A 19,620-nucleotide genomic window follows, 5' to 3' on the forward strand; every position below is an offset into this window, starting at 1 on the left:
AGATCTATCGCTACCAGCAGGTAGTATCTCCTGCCCTTTGCCCCAAGAATTATGGCCGAATCCCCCACGAATCCGGTGAGTGATGACACAGCCCGCACCTTCCTCAAGGCGTTGCCTTTTTTCCAGGGGCTACCGGAGGCAAGTCTACAAAAGGCGATCGCCCATCTGGTGACGCGGCCCTTTCCAGCCAACCAAATTATCCTTTTAGAAAAAGACTGGGGCGGTTCTGTTTACTTTATCCAGACGGGCTGGGTGAAAATTCGCACCTACAACCTCGATGGCAAAGAAATTACCCTGAATATCCTCGGCGCTGGGGAATTATTTGGCGAAATGGCCGCCCTCGAAGAAGCCACCCGTTCCACCGATGTGATCACCCTGACCGCCACCACCATTAGTAGTATCCCCGCCGCCGACTTCGTTGAATTGGTAAACACAGAGCCTCTGGTGGGAGTCCGTCTCGCCCAACTGATGGCCAAACGTCTCCGACAGGTTAACCGTCGCCTCCAGGTGCGCGAAACCAATAGTCTGGCGCGGGTCGCTGATATTCTGGTCTTTTTGGCCGAAAGTCAAGGACAAGCCACAGACCAAGGGGAGATCCGCATTCCGAGTCTGCCCCATCGGGAACTGAGTAGTTTAAGTGGTCTGGCGCGGGAGACAGTCACGCGGGTTTTGACTAAGTTAGAAAAGAAAGGTTTAATTAGGCGCACCCCGGATGCTGTGTTTATCCCAAATCTGCGTGCCCTCGACGACATCATCCATTAGGCGATCGCTGTGACTGAGCATTTTTCTGATCCAAAGAATTCTCCAGAGGATATGAATTGGGTAGATTTAGATTCCCAAGCATCCCAACCCCCAAGCTCCTCCCTTACCCAGGTCAATAACCCAGATATTATTGCTCCACCGGCTCCCACCTCAGCGACAAGACATCGCAAAACCTTGGTGGTAGTCGAAACGGCTTTTTTAGCCAGCACTGCCAGCTTAATTTGGCTGATTAACTATTACTTTCCCATTGGGCCACTACTACGGCTGTTTTTTCCGTTGCCCATTGCCTTGGTCTATTTGCGTTGGGGTTCCCGGGCGGCGTGGATGTCAACCCTCGTCTCTAGCTTGCTATTGTCGATTTTGATGGGGCCGACCCGTAGCATTATTTACACCATTCCCTATGGCCTGATTGGTGTGCAGTTGGGGTGGATGTGGCGACGCCAGGTGTCTTGGTATTGGTCAGTCACCCTGGGGACAATTTTGGGCACCCTCGGCTTTTTCTTTCGGGTGTGGCTCCTGTCATTACTGCTCGGCGAAGACCTGTGGGTTTATGTAATCTCGCAAATTTCGGAGATGGCGGATTGGCTCTTTCTCAAGCTGGGCCTGTTGACCCAACCGAGTTTACTGGTGATTCAGCTTTTGGCCCTGGTCATGCTGACTATTAATAGTGTGTTATACCTATTCGTGGTGCATCTGGTGGCATTGTTGATGTTGGATCGTTTGGGAAATTCGATTCCGCGTCCGCCCCACTGGGTTCAGGTGTTAATTGAGTATGAAGAATAGGCTTAAGGTTTATGGGAGCGCAACTGTATCAGCAAATCCGCGAATTTTATGATGCGTCTAGTCCCCTCTGGGAATCGATCTGGGGTGAACATATGCACCACGGTTTCTATGGTCTAGGGGGCACAGAACGGCTCAATCGTCGGCAGGCACAAATTGAATTAATTGAAGAATTTCTGGCCTGGGGCAAAGTCGAACAAGTTGGAAATTTTGTCGATGTGGGCTGTGGTATTGGCGGCAGTACCCTTTATTTGGCTGATAAGTTTAATGCGCAGGGCGTTGGGATTACCCTCTCTCCGGTACAGGCCAATCGGGCGATCGCTAGGGCAGCGGCACAGAATTTACAGGATCAGGTTGAGTTTAAAGTGGCCGATGCGCTAAATATGCCCTTTCGGGATGGGGAATTTGACCTCGTCTGGACCCTCGAAAGTGGCGAACATATGCCCAACAAGCGGCAGTTTCTCCAGGAATGCACAAGGGTGCTCAAGCCGGGTGGCAAGTTATTAATGGCGACTTGGTGTCATCGACCAACGGATTCGGTGGCGGGCACCCTGACCCCGGATGAACAAAAGCACCTTGAAGATCTGTATCGGGTTTACTGCTTGCCCTATGTGATTTCGTTGCCAGATTATCAGGCGATCGCCACCGAATGTGGTTTAGAAAATATCGAGACAGCAGATTGGTCTACCGCCGTGGCCCCCTTCTGGGATCAAGTGATCGATTCTGCTCTTACCCCAGAAGCAGTTTTTGGCATTCTCAAAGCAGGCTGGCAAACCCTGCAAGGGGCATTGGCCTTAGACTTGATGAAAAGCGGTTTTCGGCGGGGTTTAATTCGCTATGGTCTACTCCAGGCCACGAAACCAAAAGCATAAATTCCCATGGGCTCAATTTACCGCGTTTGGTCTATATTCTTCAGGAGATCTTGAGATGGTTCAAACTCCCTTAAAACAATTAACGCTCCCAGAATTCCTCTCATTACCCGAAACAAAACCAGCGGGGGAGTATATCAATGGCCAAATCATCCAAAAACCAATGCCCCAAGGAAAGCATAGTTCCATTCAAACAGAGTTGGCCTCAACAATTAACTTGAAGTTGAGATCTTCAAAAATAGCAAGAGCCTTTTCTGAACTGCGCTGTACCTTTGGCGATCGCTCTACAGTCCCTGATATTTCTGTGTTTACTTGGGCAAGAATTGTACGGGATGAAAATGGTGAGATTGCTAATGCTTTCCAGCTTGCTCCTGATTGGACAATTGAAATTCTATCGCCGGATCAAAGTCAAACGAAAGTCACGAAAAATATCTTGCACTGTCTCGATCATGGCACTGAAATGGGGTGGTTAATTGATCCTGCCGAAAGAACAATTTTTGTATATCAACCCAAACAGCAAACATTGGTTTTTGATGGGCCAACTCAGCAAATTGCTATGCCATCTTTTGCCCAGGCAATCCAGTTAACGGTCGAAGATATTTTTAGGTGGCTTTTGGAATAAATCCGGTAATTTGTTAAAAAATCAAGGCTGATTGCTTGGTTCAGGTGATCAGCTAAAAAGTAGTCTTTTCAAAGCAGAATTCAAGGCGCGATATTATTCCCTTACTGGGGCGATCGCCGCCAAGGTACTTCCCACCAAAAAAACCTCAAGGCGAAGATCCCCGCTAGCAACTGGAACCCGCCAAAAATCCCCAAGGCCCAGGCAAAGCCCCAGGTGAGCAGCTTTCCGAATAGCAAACTACCGATCCCAAACCCCGTAAAGAGAGTAAAAACCTTGAGACCCATGGTTTGACCGAGATTGTCGTCGTCCCCCAAGTCCGTGACAATACCCACAAAAAGCGGTTGGGTCAAATCATAGCCAATGGACAAAATGACCACGGCCACCGTTGTCATCCAAGGGGTAATCGGTAAGATCATCACCAGACCCGACAGGGCCGCCATCACCAGACCTGCCGGCACTAACCAGCGTCTTCCCCAACGATCTACCGCTTTGCCGATCCAAGCACTCAGCAATAGGCCCGGCACCCCATAACCCAAAATGGTTAAACCAATATTCAAGGGACTCATGGTGAAGCGTTCCGAGAGATAAAGGCCCAACCAAGTAAAGACCCCTGCATGGTAAATCCCATTCCACAGGACATAGGCATAGGTGCGCTGGCCCCGAAAGCTACGGAGTACCTGCCAGTATCCCCGGAAGATTTGCTGGATCGAAGGAGGAGATTCCTGGGGGGCTTCGTCAAACAGTGCACCATAGGGTTGCAGTCGCCACAGCACTAAACCAGCGGCGATCGCCGTGCCGATAAACAAAGTCCGCCAGCCAATAAACGGCTCTAGGATTGCGCCCCCAGCAGAACCCGCAGCCATCCCCCCTTCCATTGCCGCAAAGATTAAACCCAACATTGCGCCCCGACGCTCAAAGGGAAACAGATCTCCAATTAGAGCAAAGGTCATTGGAATAATGCCACTGGCCCCAATGCCCGTTAATAGTCGCCAAGTAGCTAATTGGGACAGATTTTGGGATGTCGCTGTTAACCCGGTACAAATTACAAAAATAATCAGTGCAACTCGAATAATTGCCCAACGACCAAAACGATCCGAGAGAATGCCATAAAAAAGAGCCATGACAGCGTAGGAAAGCATATAAATCGGCACAATAAAGCCAATTTCCTGGACAGAAACGCCAAAAATCTCCGATAAACGGGGAATTAAGGGCGCAATCATATAACCCTGCAAAAAAATCAAGCCCGCCGCCACAGCCAATAAATAGAATAAATTGCCATGACTTTTTAGCCGCAAATTCTGATCTGCGGGCTCTGTGTGACGCTGAACGTTGGCCTGTTTTTTCATGAAGAATTAAAAAGTTAGGGATTCCTAACAATATCCTAAGGGATGCTCTGGCCTAGAATAATCTTCTTAATTGCTCAAAACAGACCCAAAAAGCTTAAAACACAATGGTTTCTACCTTTAAATACATTTTTCAACAGAATTTATAATCACTCTCATTAACAATTGCAATCTTTGGGTTGATTTCATCACCGCCAACAGCACTTTTTTAGGTTAGAAATTCGTGGCGATCGCCTGCACCGGACAAGCGGGTAAACACTGTTCGCAAACCACACATTTTTGGCGGGTAAATTTTAGTCGAAACGTTTGGGGATCTAGCGATAATGCTCCCGTCGGACAAACCCCTGTACAGAGACCACAATCCACACAAATATCTTCGTTAATCACGATTTCTTTGCTCGCGAGGGAAACTAAAATCCCCTTGCCTTTCATCCATTCCAAGGCCATCTCAATGGCATCAATATCCCCCTGGAGTTCCACCACCAACTTGCCCACCTGGTTTGGGGCGACCTGGGCGCGGATGATATTCGCCGCAATATTAAAATCCTTTGCCAAGCGATAGGTGACGGGCATTTGCACCGTGTCTTGGGGAAAGGTTAAGGTCACTCGTTTTTTCATCTTAAGAATTCCCCTAGAATTTTATTTCTATGGTTATTTTAGTAATTACCATGGTAAACACCTATCCACACACAAGCCGAAACCCTCTGACCTTGTTAGCAACGGATGGGTTGGCACAGCTCCGATGTGACGATCGACAGTGTGATGGCTTATTCATCCAAGAACCGCCCCGCAAAACTTTCTGATGACCTGTCATCTTTTTATAAGCTGCTTGAGTCCTTCTTTGTTTATGATTATTTTCCCAATCATCTTCGCACCATTCCCATAAATTGCCATGCATATCATATAGACCAAAAGCGTTAGCTGGAAAACTATAATTCCAAGTTGTCTCTTCTCGATATGTTCCTTTCTTACCTTGAGCATAGACGAAATTGCCATTATAGTTTGCTTGGTCTGTGCTGATAGTTTCTCCAAAATAAAATGCTGTCGTCGTTCCGGCTCGACAAGCATACTCCCACTCCGCTTCACTGGGTAAACGATAAGTTTTTCCGGTAATATCATTCAGTTTCTGAATGAACTTTTGGCAATCATGCCATGAAACAGAATCTACAGGATAGCGACTGTCAGCAAATTTGAGTATTTGGGGGTAGGCATAGCGCATATAAATCTTTGCTATTGCAGAGAGATTGCGATGAAAGTCTTCAGCTACAGGGCCCTTGAAGTGTGAGGGATTAGTACCCATGATTTGTTGCCATTGTCTCTGAGTGACCAAAAATTTTCCCATGTAAAAAGGCTCTGTAATTTCTACGTAATGCTGTGGCATGGCACGCTCAATCCCAGATCCTCTTGGTGTACCCATCATGAAACTACCGGTTGGAATCAGAATCATTTCCAGTTTGACTCCATTCCCCAAATCCTCCACAAAAGAAGATGGCAAAGATAGTTGATTGCTAAGAGAAGATACTGGTGGTGTAGCAATCTGCTGTGGTTGATTCTTATTTAGGACTGATAGAACTTCCGTTGTTGTGGTGAAACGCTCCTTTGGACGCAGGCTCAACATTTTCAAGAGCACTTGTTCTAGCTCTTCGCTTAGGGAAATCTGATTACGCCGACACCAATCCCCAAAGACCCATTCACAATTAGGAATGTCATAGACTTCATCTTCGATCAAGCCATTGACCTCTTGCGCAAACCTCCCCGTTAATAACCGAACTGTTGTCGCCGCTAAAGCATAAAGATCAGAAGAATAATCCACATACCCTCGCATTTGTTCTGGTGGCGCATACCCCGTAGTCCCCGCACTCGTCCCTATCTGAGTTAAAGTACTGCCCACCTGCTTCGACACCCCAAAATCAATCAGTACATATTGCCGCTTTTCCGTCTGATAAATGATGTTTTCTGGCTTAATGTCTCGGTGAATTACCTTTTGCCCATGAACAAATTCCAAAACTTTGAGCAGACTAACCAAAAATTCTCGGATCTTTGCCTCAGGAAAACGCCCTTGAGACAATGCTAGATCCAGCAGGTTTTGCCCTTCTATATATTCTTGAACGATATAAAGCTTGCTCTCTTCTTCAAAAAATGCCAACAGATCAGGAATTTGGGGATGTTTGCCCAACTCTTTCAACTGCTTCGATTCCCGTTTAAACAATTCTTTCGCTTTTTCGAGCACCGCACTGCCAGATGCTCCTCCCAAGTTCGGCAAAAACTGCTTAATCACGCAGGGTGTGTCCCAGGTATCCGAGTCGATCGCCAAAAATGCTCTTCCAAAACCACCTTCCCCTAAAAACTGCACCGAACGATAGCGATTTCTTAGGGTCAACCTTTTACCGCAACGCTGGCAAAATTTATGATCATAGGGATTGATAGTTTGACAATCGGGAACTAGACACTGACTTTGGCGATGGATCATAGTGTGAGAACAATAGAAACTGGCAGATATGCTAAAAATTCTAGTAGTGTATTTCGAAAATTTTAAACTTAAACAAAAAAATGCGACCGTCTTAAGGCGATCGCATTCCGCATGATTCAAATTAAATTCAGGTCACAAAAACCGACAAAACCTTAGTAACGGGTTTGGTTGGGCTTGTAAACGATGAAGCTAACGGTTTGGCACTGCTTGATGTTGTCGAAACCAACAACACGAATGTAGCAGTCAGAATATTCACTACGGCACTCACGCACTTCGTTGAGTACTTCTTGAGCAGAGCTTGCGTTGAAAAGGGGCAGCTTCCACAGTGTCCAGTGGTGAAGTTCGGGAGTCGGATCTTTTTCGAACTCGATACCAGGAATATAGCCTTGATCCATCATGTACTGGACTTGGCGAGCGATTTGCTGGTCGCTGAGGGGGGGCAAGTAAGAAAGAGTTTCGTAACGCTTTTCTTTAGGTAAAGTTTTCATTGATTTATGTCCTCTTTATCGGATCAAAGTTTATTCAGAATCTTCTGAAGTATCAGACTTACCAGGGTTAGGTTCAGTCTGATCAGTTGATGAAGAATCAACTTGAGTTAAACGCTCTAATAAAGAACGGCGATGGTTTCCATTGGACTGCTTGATTTGGCTGAGGACCATTTCTGGTAAAAACTCCAGAACTCCTTCCGCAAGGTTTTCTCGCACCGTCAGAATTCTGAGGACAAGTTCTTTGTTTTCTAGCATCATCGCTTCGAGGTAAAGATCACTCTCTTGAATGGGATGATGCTTAGAGAACTCTCCTAACCAAATCGCCTGTCCAGGATTGGTTTCACTAAGTTGCTGACTAATCAGACGCACCGCTTGGTAGGTCAAATAGCTTTGCAAAGTGATAGCCGTTTCCTTCGCAACTTTTTTAAACTCCATGGGAGGAAATCATCAGTGAATAGGTAGATTGTGACAAACTTCCCCATCCACTGATGCTCATCAGGAGCTTAGAGAGTGTCAACGGTATCGAATTCGAACTTGATTTCCTTCCACAGGTCGAGGGCGGCTGCCAATTCAGGCGACCACTTACCTGCTTCACGGAGGACATCATTACCTTCACGGGCCAGGCTGCGACCTTCGTTACGGGCTTGAACACAAGCTTCCAGAGCAACACGGTTTGCAGTTGCACCAGGTGCGTTACCCCAGGGGTGACCGAGGGTACCACCACCAAACTGGAGGCAGGAATCGTCGCCGAAGATTTCAACGAGGGCAGGCATGTGCCATACGTGGATACCACCGGAAGCCACAGGCATGGTGCCGGGGAGAGAAGCGTAGTCTTGGGTGAAGAATACACCGCGAGAACGATCTTCTTCAACGTAGTCTTCACGCATCAGGTCTACGAAACCGAGGGTGGCGGCGCGATCGCCTTCGAGTTTACCCACAACGGTACCGGAGTGGAGGTGGTCACCACCGGAGAGGCGGAGACACTTAGCGAGAACCCGGAAGTGAATACCGTGGTTCTTCTGACGGTCAATTACCGCGTGCATTGCCCGGTGAATGTGGAGCAGAACACCGTTGTCACGGCACCACTTCGCGAGGGTAGTGTTCGCAGTGAAACCACCGGTTAAGAAGTCGTGCATGATGATGGGCGTGCCGATTTCCTTGGCGAATTCAGCCCGCTTGAGCATTTCTTCGCAAGTGCCAGCGGTTACGTTGAGGTAGTGACCCTTAACTTCGTTGGTTTCAGCTTGGGATTTTTCGATAGCTTCTTGAACGAACAGGAAGCGATCGCGCCAACGCATGAAAGGCTGAGAGTTGATGTTTTCGTCATCTTTGGTGAAGTCAAGACCACCACGGAGACATTCATAAACCGCACGACCGTAGTTCTTCGCAGACAGACCGAGCTTCGGCTTAATCGTACAACCGAGGAGAGGACGACCATACTTGTTGAGGAGGTCACGCTCTACAGTGATCCCGTGGGGAGGCCCTTGGTAAGTTTTGATTAACGCAACGGGGAAGCGGATATCTTCGAGGCGCAGGGCACGCAGCGCTTTAAAACCGAATACGTTACCAACCAAGGAAGTCAAAACGTTGGTTACAGAACCTTCTTCAAACAGATCGAGGGGGTAAGCAACAAAACAGAAATATTGGTTGTCTTCACCGGGAACGGGTTCAACGTTGTAGCAACGACCCTTGTAGCGGTCGAGGTCAGTTAAACCATCGGTCCATACAGTGGTCCAAGTACCGGTAGAAGATTCAGCCGCAACAGCCGCAGCACATTCTTCGGGGGGGACTCCAGGTTGGGGAGTCATCCGGAAACAAGCGAGTAAGTCGGTATCTTTCGGGGTGTAATCGGGGGTGTAGTAAGTCAGGCGGTAGTCCTGTACACCGGCATTAAACCCAGCAGATTTGGTCTGAACCATGCGGTTTTCCTCCAGCAAAAATGCTTATCTTTAACAGACAAATACCAGTAACGGTATCGTTGGTCGAAAACTTCAAAAATCTTACGTTGGCAAAACTGCTTTTTAAAATTCTGAAGATTCAAGTCTTATGACTTTCTTTAATCTGTGGGATATGTTACCACAGCCTCGACTTATTTTTATCTTTTAGCAACAAAAAAAGATTGCTTTTGTTTTTTGGGCTGATTAGCATTTCTAATGCTGTTTGGTGGGCCTATTTTACCCTTACAAAAATACCTAAAAAAGCCATAAAATCCCGCCCGAATTCAGCCATGCTACCTAATGAGACATTGGGCTAAAACCGTTTTCTGTTGGGACCTTTAGAGAGGGAAAGTGCTCAAGTGAGATGAATTAAGTATTTATGTTTCTCAACAATCTCCTTTAAGAACTTTAAACATTTAATTTTCACTCAAGAAATCATGAAAGTTTTGTGAGGCTAAGGCTCATCTGGTGGATTTGGGGTATTGAGAGAATTTTGGTGAGGGAATAGGGTCATTAATAGTTGATTGATATAAACTTGCCCGACAACTGGTGTTTTTTCGCCCGATTCTAGGGATTCCTTTGATTCTGGAACCGTCGGCATCACTTCGGTGTTTGGTGTTTCAGTTGGAGGGGATCCTGCTTCTGGTGGGGGCTGGACATTGGGACGGCTACCGCTGCTAGTGGGCGATCGCCCTGGTGGCGAAAAAGTTGTGGCAGTCTGGTTGGTTGTGTCTTCTGCTTGCCAAGGATCGAGGGGTTGGGTTGTCGATTGATTCGCGGGTTTTGACGGTTGAGTCTGGTAAGAAGCGGTAGTTTCTTGGCGGGACGGATCGCCAATGAGGCTTTGGGGCGGGAGAATTGCGGCGGCGGCGATCGTCGCTTGAAATAGGGTAGAGCCATAACCTAAGCAGGCATTTTCTCCCACTGAGCATTGGCCAATGATGAGACAGCCTACCCCGATAATCGCGCCGGCATGGATCTCGATGTTGCCGCCGTGGGCCTGGATAATCGCACCTGCACCAATACAAGCACCAGCGGCGATCGCCACATAATTGCCTTCGGTTGCTTGCAGAATAACACCGGGGGCAATAACCGCACGGGGATGAATCCTTACATCGCCATTAATTTGAATATCTGGATGGGTAATTGCCTGGAAAGTCACAATGATTTTGTCAACGGTGATTCAATTAATCACAGGTGGGGTAAGAGTTGGGGGATAGACATTCGTTTTCTCCCCCATAACGAAGTGGTCGCGTTACACAACCTAGGGGCGTTGGATAATTTCCTCAAGCACCCGTCGTTTAGCCGCTTCATCGACACCAATCATGCGGACATATTCGCCACTGTGCTCCTGGAGACAACCTTCGAGGTGACGTAAAACTTCTGCCTCTTGGGTGCTGTCAATGGTGCCACAGCTACTCCAGGACTTAACCCGGAAACGGCGCTTATCGGCGTGTTCTGTTCCAATCTTGTAGCCTTGCATCAAAAGCGAACGGACTTTAGAAACCACGTCCCCACTGAGACTCCCACTACTGTGACCCCCGAAACCATTGCTGCTTGGGGCTGCTTTCGTGCCTCCCGAAAAACTACTGGTTGCGGTTGCTGTCTGGACAGGCGCATTGTTGCCAGGGCGTTGGATAATGATCTCTGCGGCCCGTGTTTTGGAGTTGGGGTCAACGGCGATTAACTGGACATATTCGTTGGGGAACTGGGCGGCGATCGCCTGGATATTTGCCAAAATCTGATTAGCAGAATGACCCTCCACAAAGCCTGCCCCTAGCCAAGACTGTGTTTTAAAACGGCGAGTGCTGGCGTGTTCTGCCGTAAAGCTACAACCCTGGGAAGCCAGAGCCGCGATTTGCCCTGCCACATCACCACCAGAGGCCGTGTTAACCACCTTGTTGCCGCTGCGACGGGCGGAGGAGGCTGTTGCTTTAGTAGACAAAGTCCCCGTTTCCCCAGGACGCTGGACGATTAATTCCGCTACCCGAGACTTGCTATGGGGGTCAACGGCAATGACTTGCACATACTCATTGGGATATTGACCCAACAAGCCATTAACGTTGGCAATGATTTGTTCCGCAGAATGACCTTCGACAAAACCAGCGCTCAACCAAGATTGCGTCTTAAAACGACGGGTATTGGCGTGTTCAGCCGTAAAGCTACAGCCCTGGGACGCTAAAGCATGGATCTGAGACGTTAAATCGCCCCCAACCGCTGCCGCTTGACTTCCCGCACTGGTGCCGTTGCTGCGGTTGCCGTTGTTGCTGTAGCTAGCCGTTGTCGATGTTTGGACTGGAGCACTATCGCCTGGACGTTGCACAACAATTTCTGCCGCCCTTGATTTGCTATTGGGAGCCACAGCGATTAACTGGACATATTCCCCGGCGTGATCAGCCAGCACCCGGTTCAAGTTACCAATGATTTGATCGGCAGAATGACCTTCGACAAAACCAGCACTCAACCAAGATTTGGTTTTGAAGCGCCGCTTGTTGGCATATTCTGCGGTGAAGGTGCACCCTTGGGCGGCAAGGCCACGCACCTGATTGTAAAGATCTCCGTTTAAACTCATATTTCCCACCGATTGATGTTCGCTAGTACCGCTTGTATTTGTAGAAGAAGAGGGGGTTGGTTGCTGGTTGGCAGCAATCCGTGAACCATTATTAGTGGCCCCTGGGGAGACCTCCCGTAATGCTTCATTGATTTCCACCACCTGTTTGGCAAAGGCGCGATCGGCCTCGGTCACATTGGAGAGGCGCTCCACCTGCTGCTGGTTCGTAATCACAGCTCCCGAAGGCACATACTTGCCGGGGGGAATGTCCACATCTTGAACGAGGGCGTGCATCATGATGACACAACCATCGCCGATGCGGGCATTAAACACTGTGGAACGAAAGCCAACAAAGCAATCATTGCCAATGTAGGCGGGGCCATGGACAAGGGCCATGTGGGTAATACAGCTGCGATCGCCAATCCAGACAGAATAGTCATGGCCATCTGCCCCAGCGACACGGCCCTGCTCCAAACCATGGATTACAACGCCATCTTGGATATTGGTTGCTGCCCCGATATGGAAAGGTGCGCCCTCATCTGCCCGAATAGACGTTCCCGGAGAAATGAGCACATGTTCGCAAACTGTGACATCACCAATTAAATTCGAGAAAGAATGCACATAGGCACTTTCGTGAATCTTTGGTTCAGCTAAGTCCTTAGACCAAGGTGTTGGGGGAGCCGCGGTACTGCGGACTACCATGAATCAATCCCTCCTCTCAATGTCATTGATTGCTTCTCTCGCTAGCTTTTAACCATCCGCCATAAATTGCTTGAGATTACCAAACGAGCCACGCATTGACTTTGGGTAGTCCGGCTGGAAAGAATTCAGACCATTTAGCCTGCATCTTTCTTGCTGTAAAGGGAACGATTATCGACGTTGACCGTATCAATGATGCCAATGACCATCGCATCTAGGGGTCTTCCCTCCATTCCCGTTTCGGTACGGGCAGCACCACCACGACTGACCAAAACCCATTCATTGACGCCAGCGCCTACGAGATCTCCTGCCACTTCATATTTAGGAAGGGGCTGACCCTGTTCATCTATAAATTGAACGAGCAAAAATTTAATCCCCCGGAGGCTTTCTGCTTTGTAGGTGCTGACGACAGTGCCACGTACTTTGGCAATTTGCATGAAAATTTATAACTAAAAATTTTTTTATTAAAAAATTACACTCTTCTCAGAGGTTGGGGATTCACGCTTTCACGAAACTGTTCTACGGCTTCGGTGTACCGGATCGGCAGAACGTATTCGAGGTTCTCGTGGGGACGGGCGATGATGTGGGTAGAAAGCACTTGGCCACCGTTGACGCGGCTGACATTATCAGTACCGGCAGAAACGGAAGCTTGGACTTCAGAAACATCACCACGGACAATTACGGTAACGCGGCCACTACCGATTTTTTCGTAACCAACGAGGGTTACACGGGCGGCTTTTACCATCGCGTCAGCAGCTTCTACAACTGCGGGGAAACCGAGGGTTTCTACCATTCCGACTGCAATAGACATTGAGTTTTTCTCCTCTTGCTTTTAATTAATGGGTTCTGGGAATCACAGAGGATGCGTGACCGAAAAAAGAATGGCGATCGCCCCTCTGTCCCAGGGTTAATAGGTTCTGAATTGTTCTACTTCTTCGGTGTAGCGAATCGGCAAGACGTATTCGAGGTTTTCGTGGGGACGGGCGATGATGTGGGTAGAAAGCACTTCACCACCATTGACACGGTTGGCGCTCTCAATGCCAGCGGAAACGGAGGCTTGGACTTCAGAAACATCACCACGGACAATCACAGTAACGCGGCCACTACCGATTTTTTCGTAACCAACGAGGGTTACACGGGCGGCTTTTACCATCGCGTCAGCAGCTTCTACAACTGCGGGGAAACCGCGGGTTTCAATCATTCCAACTGCAATAGGCATCTAATTTATCCTCGCTTATCAAGCTTAATGTCTTAAAAATACTAAGGAACAGGCGTCCCCCTGGGAGTTTGGTCTGCTTCTAGTTGGGATAACGGAAGCGGCATAAGACCGACCACTTGCCTCTGCGCAGGGGTTAGGGTCCTTTACAGGCTTTATAGTGGACAAGGCGATCGCCAAGAATCGCGTTTGTTACTAATTTTGATTTTGGCAAGCTATGAAGAGCATAAGCAACAATGGCACCTTTGACAACATAAACTGCAATGATATTTCGTAATACCAAGGTTAAGTAGAGTCAATGCTTCATCGTTTAAATAGACAGGGGTTTCTAGAAGAAGTTGCCCAAAGGTCAGAGGACTAAGCTTTTCGCTGCTGAATGAAGGCGATCGCCTGTTGGAGCGCATCTAAACGATTTGTTACACGATTGCGGGGTGGCAGCAACTTTAACACTTCTAATTTCCTCAGGCGATCGCGCACCTGGCCCATGGCCCCCACTAAAAACACTTCCCGTCCCCGACCGTGGGCATCCCGGATCATCGTCTCCACCGCCAGGGAGGCCGTCACTCCCATCCGGGGTACCTCACTGAGGTCTAAAATTAAAACCTCGTATTTTTCAACGATGGCCATCCGTTGGGCAATCCCTTTCGCTGCCCCAAAGCTCATGGGGCCACCTAAACAAAAAAGAATAATGTGTCCCTGGGCCTGGTGTAACAGTTCCCGTTCGCGCTCATTTAACGTATTTGTATCGGCCCCAGCAGTGATGGTTTCTAGCCGCTGCATTTGCAAATCTGTGAGGCTTTTGACCGTCAGGAGATTCGCCACAAAAACCCCCGCTGCCACCGCCGTGATCAAATCGACAAAGACGGTTAACAATAAAACACCATACATTAATCCCGTCGCTTTCCAGGAAATTTTGTGGGCCCGTTTCAAGAAACTCCAATCAATAATGTCAATGCCCACCTTAATCAAAATGCCCGCTAAGACCGCATGGGGGATAGGGGCCGTGAGGGGGGCCGCCCCAAGTAAAATCACCAATAACACCAAAGCATGGAGCATGCCTGCAAGGTTGCTTTTGCCCCCAGAGCGCACATTGATCACTGTCCGCATCGTTGCCCCAGCCCCCGGTAGTCCTCCCACAAAGCCGGAGAGAAAATTGCCAATGCCTTGGCCGATTAATTCTTGGTCGGAGTCGTGCTGGGTACGGGTGATATTGTCCGCAACTAAAGAGGTCAGAAGGGAATCAATGGCGCCTAGGGTACCGAGGATCACGCCATAACCGAGCATTTGACGCAACAGAGGCAGGCTGAAATAGGGCCAATGGAGGGTCGGAAAACCCTGGGGAATGTCGCCAATGCGCGCCAAATTAGGATTGGGAATTAACAGAGATAAAATCGTGCAGATGACCAAAGCCAGGAGAGGAGAAGGGACAAGACGATTGAGTCGGGCCGGTGAAGCAAATACAATCGCCAAAGTCAGAAGGCCCAGGGCCGTGGCCCCGAGGTAAGGATGGGTTAGATCGTAGGGAATTTCTTGAACGGCCCCCAAAATATTCGCGCCGCCGGGATAACCAAGCAAGGGGCCAAACTGAAGCACAATAATGATCACGCCAATCCCAGACATAAACCCAGAAATGACGGTGTAGGGAATCAGGGTGATGTATTTTCCCAGGCGCAGGATGCCTAGAAGGATCTGAAAGAGACCCCCCAGCATAACCACGGTGAAGGCGATCGCTAGGCCTGTGGCCGGATCATCAGCGGTCTTCGCGGCGGCGGTAAAAACCGTTGCCATCACCACCGTCATCGGCCCCGTAGGTCCCGTGATCTGGGCGGGAGTTCCCCCAAACAACGCGGCAAAAAATCCAGTACAAATGGCCCCATACATCCCGGCGATCGCCCCGGCTCCGGAAGAAACCCCAAAGGCAAGGGCAAGGGGGAGTGCGACAATGGCCGCCGTTAGCCCCCCAAAAAAATCACCACGCCAATGTCTAAAGGTTGGGCGGGAGATCCAGTGCCCGATATTTGCGATTGATGCCATGGAGAGGTTTACTCCAACGAATAAGTTGGTGACGGGAAAGCGGCCCGCTGGGCATCAACTCAAAGTCATCTTTTTAGAATTTCAAATTGACGGTCAACAGCCACTACGCCAATCATAGGAGTGGTTCCCCTCGGCTGAATTTTAAGAAACATCAAAGGGTCGGCAAAGGCTGACATTTCGACTTAATAATTAACAAAACCATGTAGGCGATCGCCAAATTATTATTTCTTAACGCTATGTCAATTAAGCATCGCTATCACCACAAAAAAGCCTCAAACCTTTGGGAAATCGCCATCTAATCGATTACACTCTCTTACAAAGACTGTAGACCGACGATTTGAAATATTTTCTGGCCAATCCACCCAATGCCAACCAACCTTCTGTTGTGATTTTCTAGACACCCTCCATGAGTGAATTTCTTTTACAAAGCGTATGGCTAGTTCCAGTCTACGGAATTACGGGGGCACTCTTGACCTTGCCTTGGTCCCTCGGGTTAATTCGGCGCACCGGGCCTCGACCTGCCGCCTACCTCAACCTGATCATGACCTTTTTGGGTCTTTTGCACGGTTCCTTTGCCTTCGCTTCCCTTTGGAACATGCCCCCCCAACAACTATCACTGGAGTGGCTCCAGGTTGCCGATCTAAACCTTTCCCTGGTTATTGAAATTTCTCCGGTTAACCTCGGCGCAATGGAACTGGTCACTGGCATTTGTTTCATGGCTCAACTCTACGGCCTTGGATACCTAGAAAAGGATTGGTCTATTGCCCGCTTCTATGGCTTGATGGGCTTTTTTGAGGCGGCCCTATCGGGTTTGGCCATTAGCGACTCGCTGCTCTTGAGCTATGGCCTGTTGGAAGTATTAACCCTTTCTACTTACTTATTAGTTGGTTTTTGGTACGCCCAACCCCTGGTCGTGACGGCGGCTAGGGATGCTTTTTTGACCAAACGGGTCGGCGATATCTTGCTCTTGATGGGCATTGTCGCCTTATCCAGCTATGGTACGGGGCTCACATTTAGTGAACTAGAAACTTGGGCGGCGAATCCTCCCTTGCCCCCCTGGGAAGCCAGTCTCGTGGGCCTTGCGCTCATTTCCGGGCCGATTGGTAAATGTGCCCAGTTCCCGTTGAACCTCTGGCTTGATGAAGCGATGGAAGGGCCAAACCCAGCGGGGATTATTCGTAATTCGGTGGTGGTTTCTGCGGGGGCCTACGTGCTGCTCAAAATGGAGCCCGTTTTTACGATTACGCCGATCACCTCCGACGCTTTGATTATTATCGGTACTGTAACTACGGTGGGAGCTTCGTTGGTTGCCCTAGCCCAAATTGATATTAAGCGGGCCTTATCCCACTCCACCAGTGCTTACCTCGGTTTGGTGTTTATTGCGGTGGGGTTAAATCAAGTCGATATTGCCCTGTTGCTTTTGCTAACCCATGCGATCGCCAAAGCGCTCTTATTCATGAGTATTGGTGCGGTTATTCTCAATACCCACGGCCAAAACATTACGGAAATGGGCGGCCTCTGGTCGCGGATGCCGGCGACCACCAGTGCCTTTGTGGTGGGGTCAGCGGGGCTTGTGTGCCTCTTTCCCCTGGGGACGTTTTGGACGATGCGTCGTTGGGTTGATGGTTTTTGGGATACGCCCCCGTGGCTCGTGCTACTCCTTGTGGGAGTAAACTTCTGCTCCAGCTTTAATCTGACCAGGGTCTTTCGTTCTGTTTTCCTCGGTGCCCCCAAGCCAAAAACGCGGCGATCGCCTGAGGTGGTCTGGCAAATGGCTGTGCCCATGGTGAGTCTGATCCTGATGACTCTGATGGTGCCCTTCTTTTTGCACCAATGGCAATTGCTCTTTAATCCATCCCTGCCGACCCTTGTTGAACGGCCGCTCATCGTGACTTTAGCAATACCTGCACTGATGATCGCGGGAGGCCTCGGCTTAGTCGCTGGTCTAACGATTACTTTGAATCCTTCCCTGAGTCGCCCTCGACAGCTTTATCTGCGCTTTTTGCAGGATTTGCTGGCCTACGATTTTTACATTGACCGCATTTACAACGTGACGGTGGTTTGGCTAGTCACAACCCTTTCAAAACTCGCCGCTTGGTTTGATCGCTACGTTGTGGATGGCTTTGTCAACTTAACCGGTTTGGCGACACTTTTTAGTGGAAGCGCTCTACGTTACAACGTTTCGGGACAGTCTCAATTCTATGTTTTGACGATTGTTTTAGGGATGATCCTCGGCCTAGTCTGGTTTATGGCCACGGGTCAATGGACGATGATTACGGATTTTTGGTCGAATCAGTTGGCCTAAGGAGTTTCTCTCTTTGTTGTTAAATCTGCTTTTTTGTGAATTTTGGAGGAAAGAATGCTGAGTGCCTTAATTTGGCTGCCCTTGGTCGGAGCTCTGTTGGTGGCGATACTCCCCCAGGGAGAAAAAAATCAGTTTTCCCGGACGATGGCCCTGGGAGCGGCTGCCCTCGTTTTTGTTTGGACAGCTTGGCTGGGGCTCCATTATGATGTGGTGATCGCCGGCCTCCAATTTGTCGAACATTATCCTTGGATTGAGTGGTTGGGCCTAAACTACGATCTCGGTGTTGATGGTTTATCGTTGCCCCTCCTTGCCCTCAATGCATTGTTGACCCTAGTAGCCCTCTGGATTAGTCCGAAGGATCTGCACCGCCCTCGCTTTTATTACGCCCTCTTTTTGCTCTTGCAGGCGAGTGTCAATGGGGCGTTTTTGGCCCAGGATGTGCTGCTCTTTTTTCTGTTCTACGAAATTGAAATTATCCCCCTATATTTCCTCATTGCGATTTGGGGCGGCAAAAAACGAGGCTATGCCGCCATTAAATTTTTGCTCTACACAGCCGTTTCCGGAATTTTAATTCTGGCTTCTTTCTTGGGTCTGGCCTTCCTCACAGAATCTAATACCTTTGCCTACAGTGCCCTCCACAGTGATTTGTTGCCCCTGACGACCCAATTAGTTCTCCTCGGCGGCATTTTGGTGGGCTTTGGGATCAAAATTCCGTTTCTGCCTTTCCATACCTGGCTCCCGGATGCCCACGTCGAAGCATCTACCCCTGTATCGGTGATTTTGGCGGGGGTGCTCCTCAAAGTTGGTACCTACGGTCTACTGAAGTTTGGGATTGGCCTATTTCCCCTGGCTTGGGCTGTCGTGGCCCCTTGGCTAGCGATCTGGGCGGCAATCAGTGCCTTGTATGGGGCTTCCTGTGCGATCGCCCAAAAAGACATGAAAAAAGTGGTGGCCTATTCCTCCATTGCCCACATGGCGTTTATTCTGCTGGCGGCGGCGGCGGCGACCCCCTTAAGTTTGGCAGCGGCAGAAATCCAGATGGTCAGCCATGGTTTAATCTCTGGGCTGCTCTTTTTGTTGGTGGGCATTGTCTACAAAAAAACGGGCAGTCGGGATGTCGATTATCTACGGGGACTGCTCACCCCAGAACGGGGTCTGCCTCTGACGGGTAGTTTGATGATCCTGGGGGTCATGGCCAGTGCGGGTTTGCCGGGAATGGCGGGCTTTATCGCTGAATTCCTCATTTTTCGGGGCAGCTTTCCGGTGTATCCAGTGGCGACTCTCCTGTGTATGGTGGGGACAGGTCTCACAGCAGTGTATTTTCTGCTGATGATTAATAAGGTCTTTTTTGGCCGCTTGACCCCAGAACTGACGAATATGTCCCCGGTCAATTGGGCGGATCAGTTTCCGGCGGTTATGTTAGTGATATTACTGTTTGTCTTTGGGTTGCAGCCCCAGTGGCTGGTGCGCTGGAGTGAGATCGACACGGCGGCCTTGGTGGCATCCCCGACAGCTATTGAAATTTCTTTAAAGTAAGAGTAAGC

General features: G+C 49.2%; 18 protein-coding genes. 6 read left to right on the forward strand and 12 right to left on the reverse strand.

Annotation, left to right across the window (positions count from 1 at the left end):
- The first annotated feature begins 51 nt into the window (after nucleotides 1-51).
- From AWQ23_RS09120 to AWQ23_RS09135, 4 genes are read left to right on the forward strand one after another with little or no spacing between them, the layout of a single operon-like run.
- The gene (locus AWQ23_RS09120) at nucleotides 52-762 is read left to right on the forward strand and encodes a Crp/Fnr family transcriptional regulator (RefSeq protein WP_062434686.1); all 711 of its coding nucleotides are present in this window, start codon (nucleotides 52-54) and stop codon (nucleotides 760-762) included.
- A gap of 51 nt (nucleotides 763-813) precedes the next feature.
- Complete coding sequence (locus tag AWQ23_RS09125; protein WP_012307401.1) at nucleotides 814-1,545, forward strand: DUF2232 domain-containing protein; 732 nt, start codon at nucleotides 814-816, stop codon at nucleotides 1,543-1,545.
- A gap of 11 nt (nucleotides 1,546-1,556) precedes the next feature.
- Nucleotides 1,557-2,414 carry a methyltransferase domain-containing protein gene (locus AWQ23_RS09130; protein ID WP_062434688.1) on the forward strand — a complete coding sequence of 286 codons (858 nt, stop codon included), beginning with the start codon at nucleotides 1,557-1,559 and terminating at the stop codon, nucleotides 2,412-2,414.
- A gap of 55 nt (nucleotides 2,415-2,469) precedes the next feature.
- On the forward strand, nucleotides 2,470-3,033 hold the full coding sequence (locus tag AWQ23_RS09135; protein WP_012307403.1) for a Uma2 family endonuclease: 564 nt from the start codon (nucleotides 2,470-2,472) through the stop codon (nucleotides 3,031-3,033).
- A 101-nt stretch (nucleotides 3,034-3,134) separates the two neighbouring features.
- Here AWQ23_RS09135 and AWQ23_RS09140 read toward each other — a convergent pair whose 3' ends face one another.
- The 12 genes from AWQ23_RS09140 to AWQ23_RS09195 form a co-directional block, all read right to left on the reverse strand.
- Nucleotides 3,135-4,379, reverse strand: a complete 1,245-nt coding sequence (locus tag AWQ23_RS09140; protein WP_012307404.1) for an MFS transporter — start codon at nucleotides 4,377-4,379, stop codon at nucleotides 3,135-3,137.
- A gap of 210 nt (nucleotides 4,380-4,589) precedes the next feature.
- The gene (locus AWQ23_RS09145; protein WP_012307405.1) at nucleotides 4,590-4,994 is read right to left on the reverse strand and encodes an NIL domain-containing protein; all 405 of its coding nucleotides are present in this window, start codon (nucleotides 4,992-4,994) and stop codon (nucleotides 4,590-4,592) included.
- Between the two features lie 61 nt (nucleotides 4,995-5,055).
- Complete coding sequence (locus AWQ23_RS09150) at nucleotides 5,056-6,846, reverse strand: bifunctional serine/threonine-protein kinase/formylglycine-generating enzyme family protein (protein ID WP_065716652.1); 1,791 nt, start codon at nucleotides 6,844-6,846, stop codon at nucleotides 5,056-5,058.
- Nucleotides 6,847-6,998: 152 nt separating this feature from the next.
- Entirely contained in the window at nucleotides 6,999-7,334 is a 336-nt protein-coding gene (locus tag AWQ23_RS09155; RefSeq protein WP_012307407.1) for a ribulose bisphosphate carboxylase small subunit, read from the reverse strand.
- Between the two features lie 30 nt (nucleotides 7,335-7,364).
- Nucleotides 7,365-7,769 carry a chaperonin family protein RbcX gene (locus AWQ23_RS09160; protein ID WP_062434693.1) on the reverse strand — a complete coding sequence of 135 codons (405 nt, stop codon included), beginning with the start codon at nucleotides 7,767-7,769 and terminating at the stop codon, nucleotides 7,365-7,367.
- A 68-nt stretch (nucleotides 7,770-7,837) separates the two neighbouring features.
- The gene (locus tag AWQ23_RS09165) at nucleotides 7,838-9,253 is read right to left on the reverse strand and encodes a form I ribulose bisphosphate carboxylase large subunit (RefSeq protein WP_012307409.1); all 1,416 of its coding nucleotides are present in this window, start codon (nucleotides 9,251-9,253) and stop codon (nucleotides 7,838-7,840) included.
- Nucleotides 9,254-9,725: 472 nt separating this feature from the next.
- Entirely contained in the window at nucleotides 9,726-10,433 is a 708-nt protein-coding gene (locus tag AWQ23_RS09170; RefSeq protein WP_062434695.1) for a hypothetical protein, read from the reverse strand.
- A 102-nt stretch (nucleotides 10,434-10,535) separates the two neighbouring features.
- Entirely contained in the window at nucleotides 10,536-12,524 is a 1,989-nt protein-coding gene (locus AWQ23_RS09175; protein ID WP_062434697.1) for a ribulose bisphosphate carboxylase small subunit, read from the reverse strand.
- A 134-nt stretch (nucleotides 12,525-12,658) separates the two neighbouring features.
- A complete protein-coding gene (locus tag AWQ23_RS09180) occupies nucleotides 12,659-12,958 on the reverse strand; it encodes a EutN/CcmL family microcompartment protein (protein WP_012307412.1) in 300 nt (99 codons plus the stop codon).
- Between the two features lie 35 nt (nucleotides 12,959-12,993).
- Complete coding sequence (locus AWQ23_RS09185; protein WP_012307413.1) at nucleotides 12,994-13,332, reverse strand: carbon dioxide-concentrating mechanism protein CcmK; 339 nt, start codon at nucleotides 13,330-13,332, stop codon at nucleotides 12,994-12,996.
- A gap of 96 nt (nucleotides 13,333-13,428) precedes the next feature.
- A complete protein-coding gene (locus AWQ23_RS09190; protein WP_012307414.1) occupies nucleotides 13,429-13,740 on the reverse strand; it encodes a carbon dioxide-concentrating mechanism protein CcmK in 312 nt (103 codons plus the stop codon).
- Nucleotides 13,741-14,094: 354 nt separating this feature from the next.
- Nucleotides 14,095-15,771, reverse strand: a complete 1,677-nt coding sequence (locus AWQ23_RS09195; protein ID WP_062434700.1) for a SulP family inorganic anion transporter — start codon at nucleotides 15,769-15,771, stop codon at nucleotides 14,095-14,097.
- A 406-nt stretch (nucleotides 15,772-16,177) separates the two neighbouring features.
- Here AWQ23_RS09195 and AWQ23_RS09200 point away from each other — a divergent pair, with 406 nt between their 5' ends.
- Both AWQ23_RS09200 and AWQ23_RS09205 read left to right on the forward strand, forming a co-directional pair.
- Nucleotides 16,178-18,076, forward strand: a complete 1,899-nt coding sequence (locus AWQ23_RS09200) for an NAD(P)H-quinone oxidoreductase subunit F (protein WP_062434703.1) — start codon at nucleotides 16,178-16,180, stop codon at nucleotides 18,074-18,076.
- A 54-nt stretch (nucleotides 18,077-18,130) separates the two neighbouring features.
- Nucleotides 18,131-19,612 (forward strand): NADH-quinone oxidoreductase subunit M, encoded by a 1,482-nt coding sequence (locus tag AWQ23_RS09205; RefSeq protein WP_062434706.1) that lies wholly within the window; start codon nucleotides 18,131-18,133, stop codon nucleotides 19,610-19,612.
- Nucleotides 19,613-19,620: the final 8 nt, after the last annotated feature.

The sequence above is a fragment of the Picosynechococcus sp. PCC 73109 genome (assembly GCF_001521855.1).
Classification (GTDB): Bacteria; Cyanobacteriota; Cyanobacteriia; order Cyanobacteriales; family MRBY01; genus MRBY01.

Bases quoted from the DNA above. Each gene is read 5' to 3' on its own strand.
- AWQ23_RS09120 (WP_062434686.1), top strand. From the start codon at position 52: ATGGCCGAATCCCCCACGAATCCGGTGAGTGATGACACAGCCCGCACC.
- AWQ23_RS09125 (WP_012307401.1), top strand. From the start codon at position 814: ATGAATTGGGTAGATTTAGATTCCCAAGCATCCCAACCCCCAAGCTCC.
- AWQ23_RS09130 (WP_062434688.1), top strand. From the start codon at position 1,557: ATGGGAGCGCAACTGTATCAGCAAATCCGCGAATTTTATGATGCGTCT.
- AWQ23_RS09135 (WP_012307403.1), top strand. From the start codon at position 2,470: ATGGTTCAAACTCCCTTAAAACAATTAACGCTCCCAGAATTCCTCTCA.
- AWQ23_RS09140 (WP_012307404.1), bottom strand. From the start codon at position 4,379: ATGAAAAAACAGGCCAACGTTCAGCGTCACACAGAGCCCGCAGATCAG.
- AWQ23_RS09145 (WP_012307405.1), bottom strand. From the start codon at position 4,994: ATGAAAAAACGAGTGACCTTAACCTTTCCCCAAGACACGGTGCAAATG.
- AWQ23_RS09150 (WP_065716652.1), bottom strand. From the start codon at position 6,846: ATGATCCATCGCCAAAGTCAGTGTCTAGTTCCCGATTGTCAAACTATC.
- AWQ23_RS09155 (WP_012307407.1), bottom strand. From the start codon at position 7,334: ATGAAAACTTTACCTAAAGAAAAGCGTTACGAAACTCTTTCTTACTTG.
- AWQ23_RS09160 (WP_062434693.1), bottom strand. From the start codon at position 7,769: ATGGAGTTTAAAAAAGTTGCGAAGGAAACGGCTATCACTTTGCAAAGC.
- AWQ23_RS09165 (WP_012307409.1), bottom strand. From the start codon at position 9,253: ATGGTTCAGACCAAATCTGCTGGGTTTAATGCCGGTGTACAGGACTAC.
- AWQ23_RS09175 (WP_062434697.1), bottom strand. From the start codon at position 12,524: ATGGTAGTCCGCAGTACCGCGGCTCCCCCAACACCTTGGTCTAAGGAC.
- AWQ23_RS09180 (WP_012307412.1), bottom strand. From the start codon at position 12,958: ATGCAAATTGCCAAAGTACGTGGCACTGTCGTCAGCACCTACAAAGCA.
- AWQ23_RS09185 (WP_012307413.1), bottom strand. From the start codon at position 13,332: ATGTCTATTGCAGTCGGAATGGTAGAAACCCTCGGTTTCCCCGCAGTT.
- AWQ23_RS09190 (WP_012307414.1), bottom strand. From the start codon at position 13,740: ATGCCTATTGCAGTTGGAATGATTGAAACCCGCGGTTTCCCCGCAGTT.
- AWQ23_RS09195 (WP_062434700.1), bottom strand. From the start codon at position 15,771: ATGGCATCAATCGCAAATATCGGGCACTGGATCTCCCGCCCAACCTTT.
- AWQ23_RS09200 (WP_062434703.1), top strand. From the start codon at position 16,178: ATGAGTGAATTTCTTTTACAAAGCGTATGGCTAGTTCCAGTCTACGGA.
- AWQ23_RS09205 (WP_062434706.1), top strand. From the start codon at position 18,131: ATGCTGAGTGCCTTAATTTGGCTGCCCTTGGTCGGAGCTCTGTTGGTG.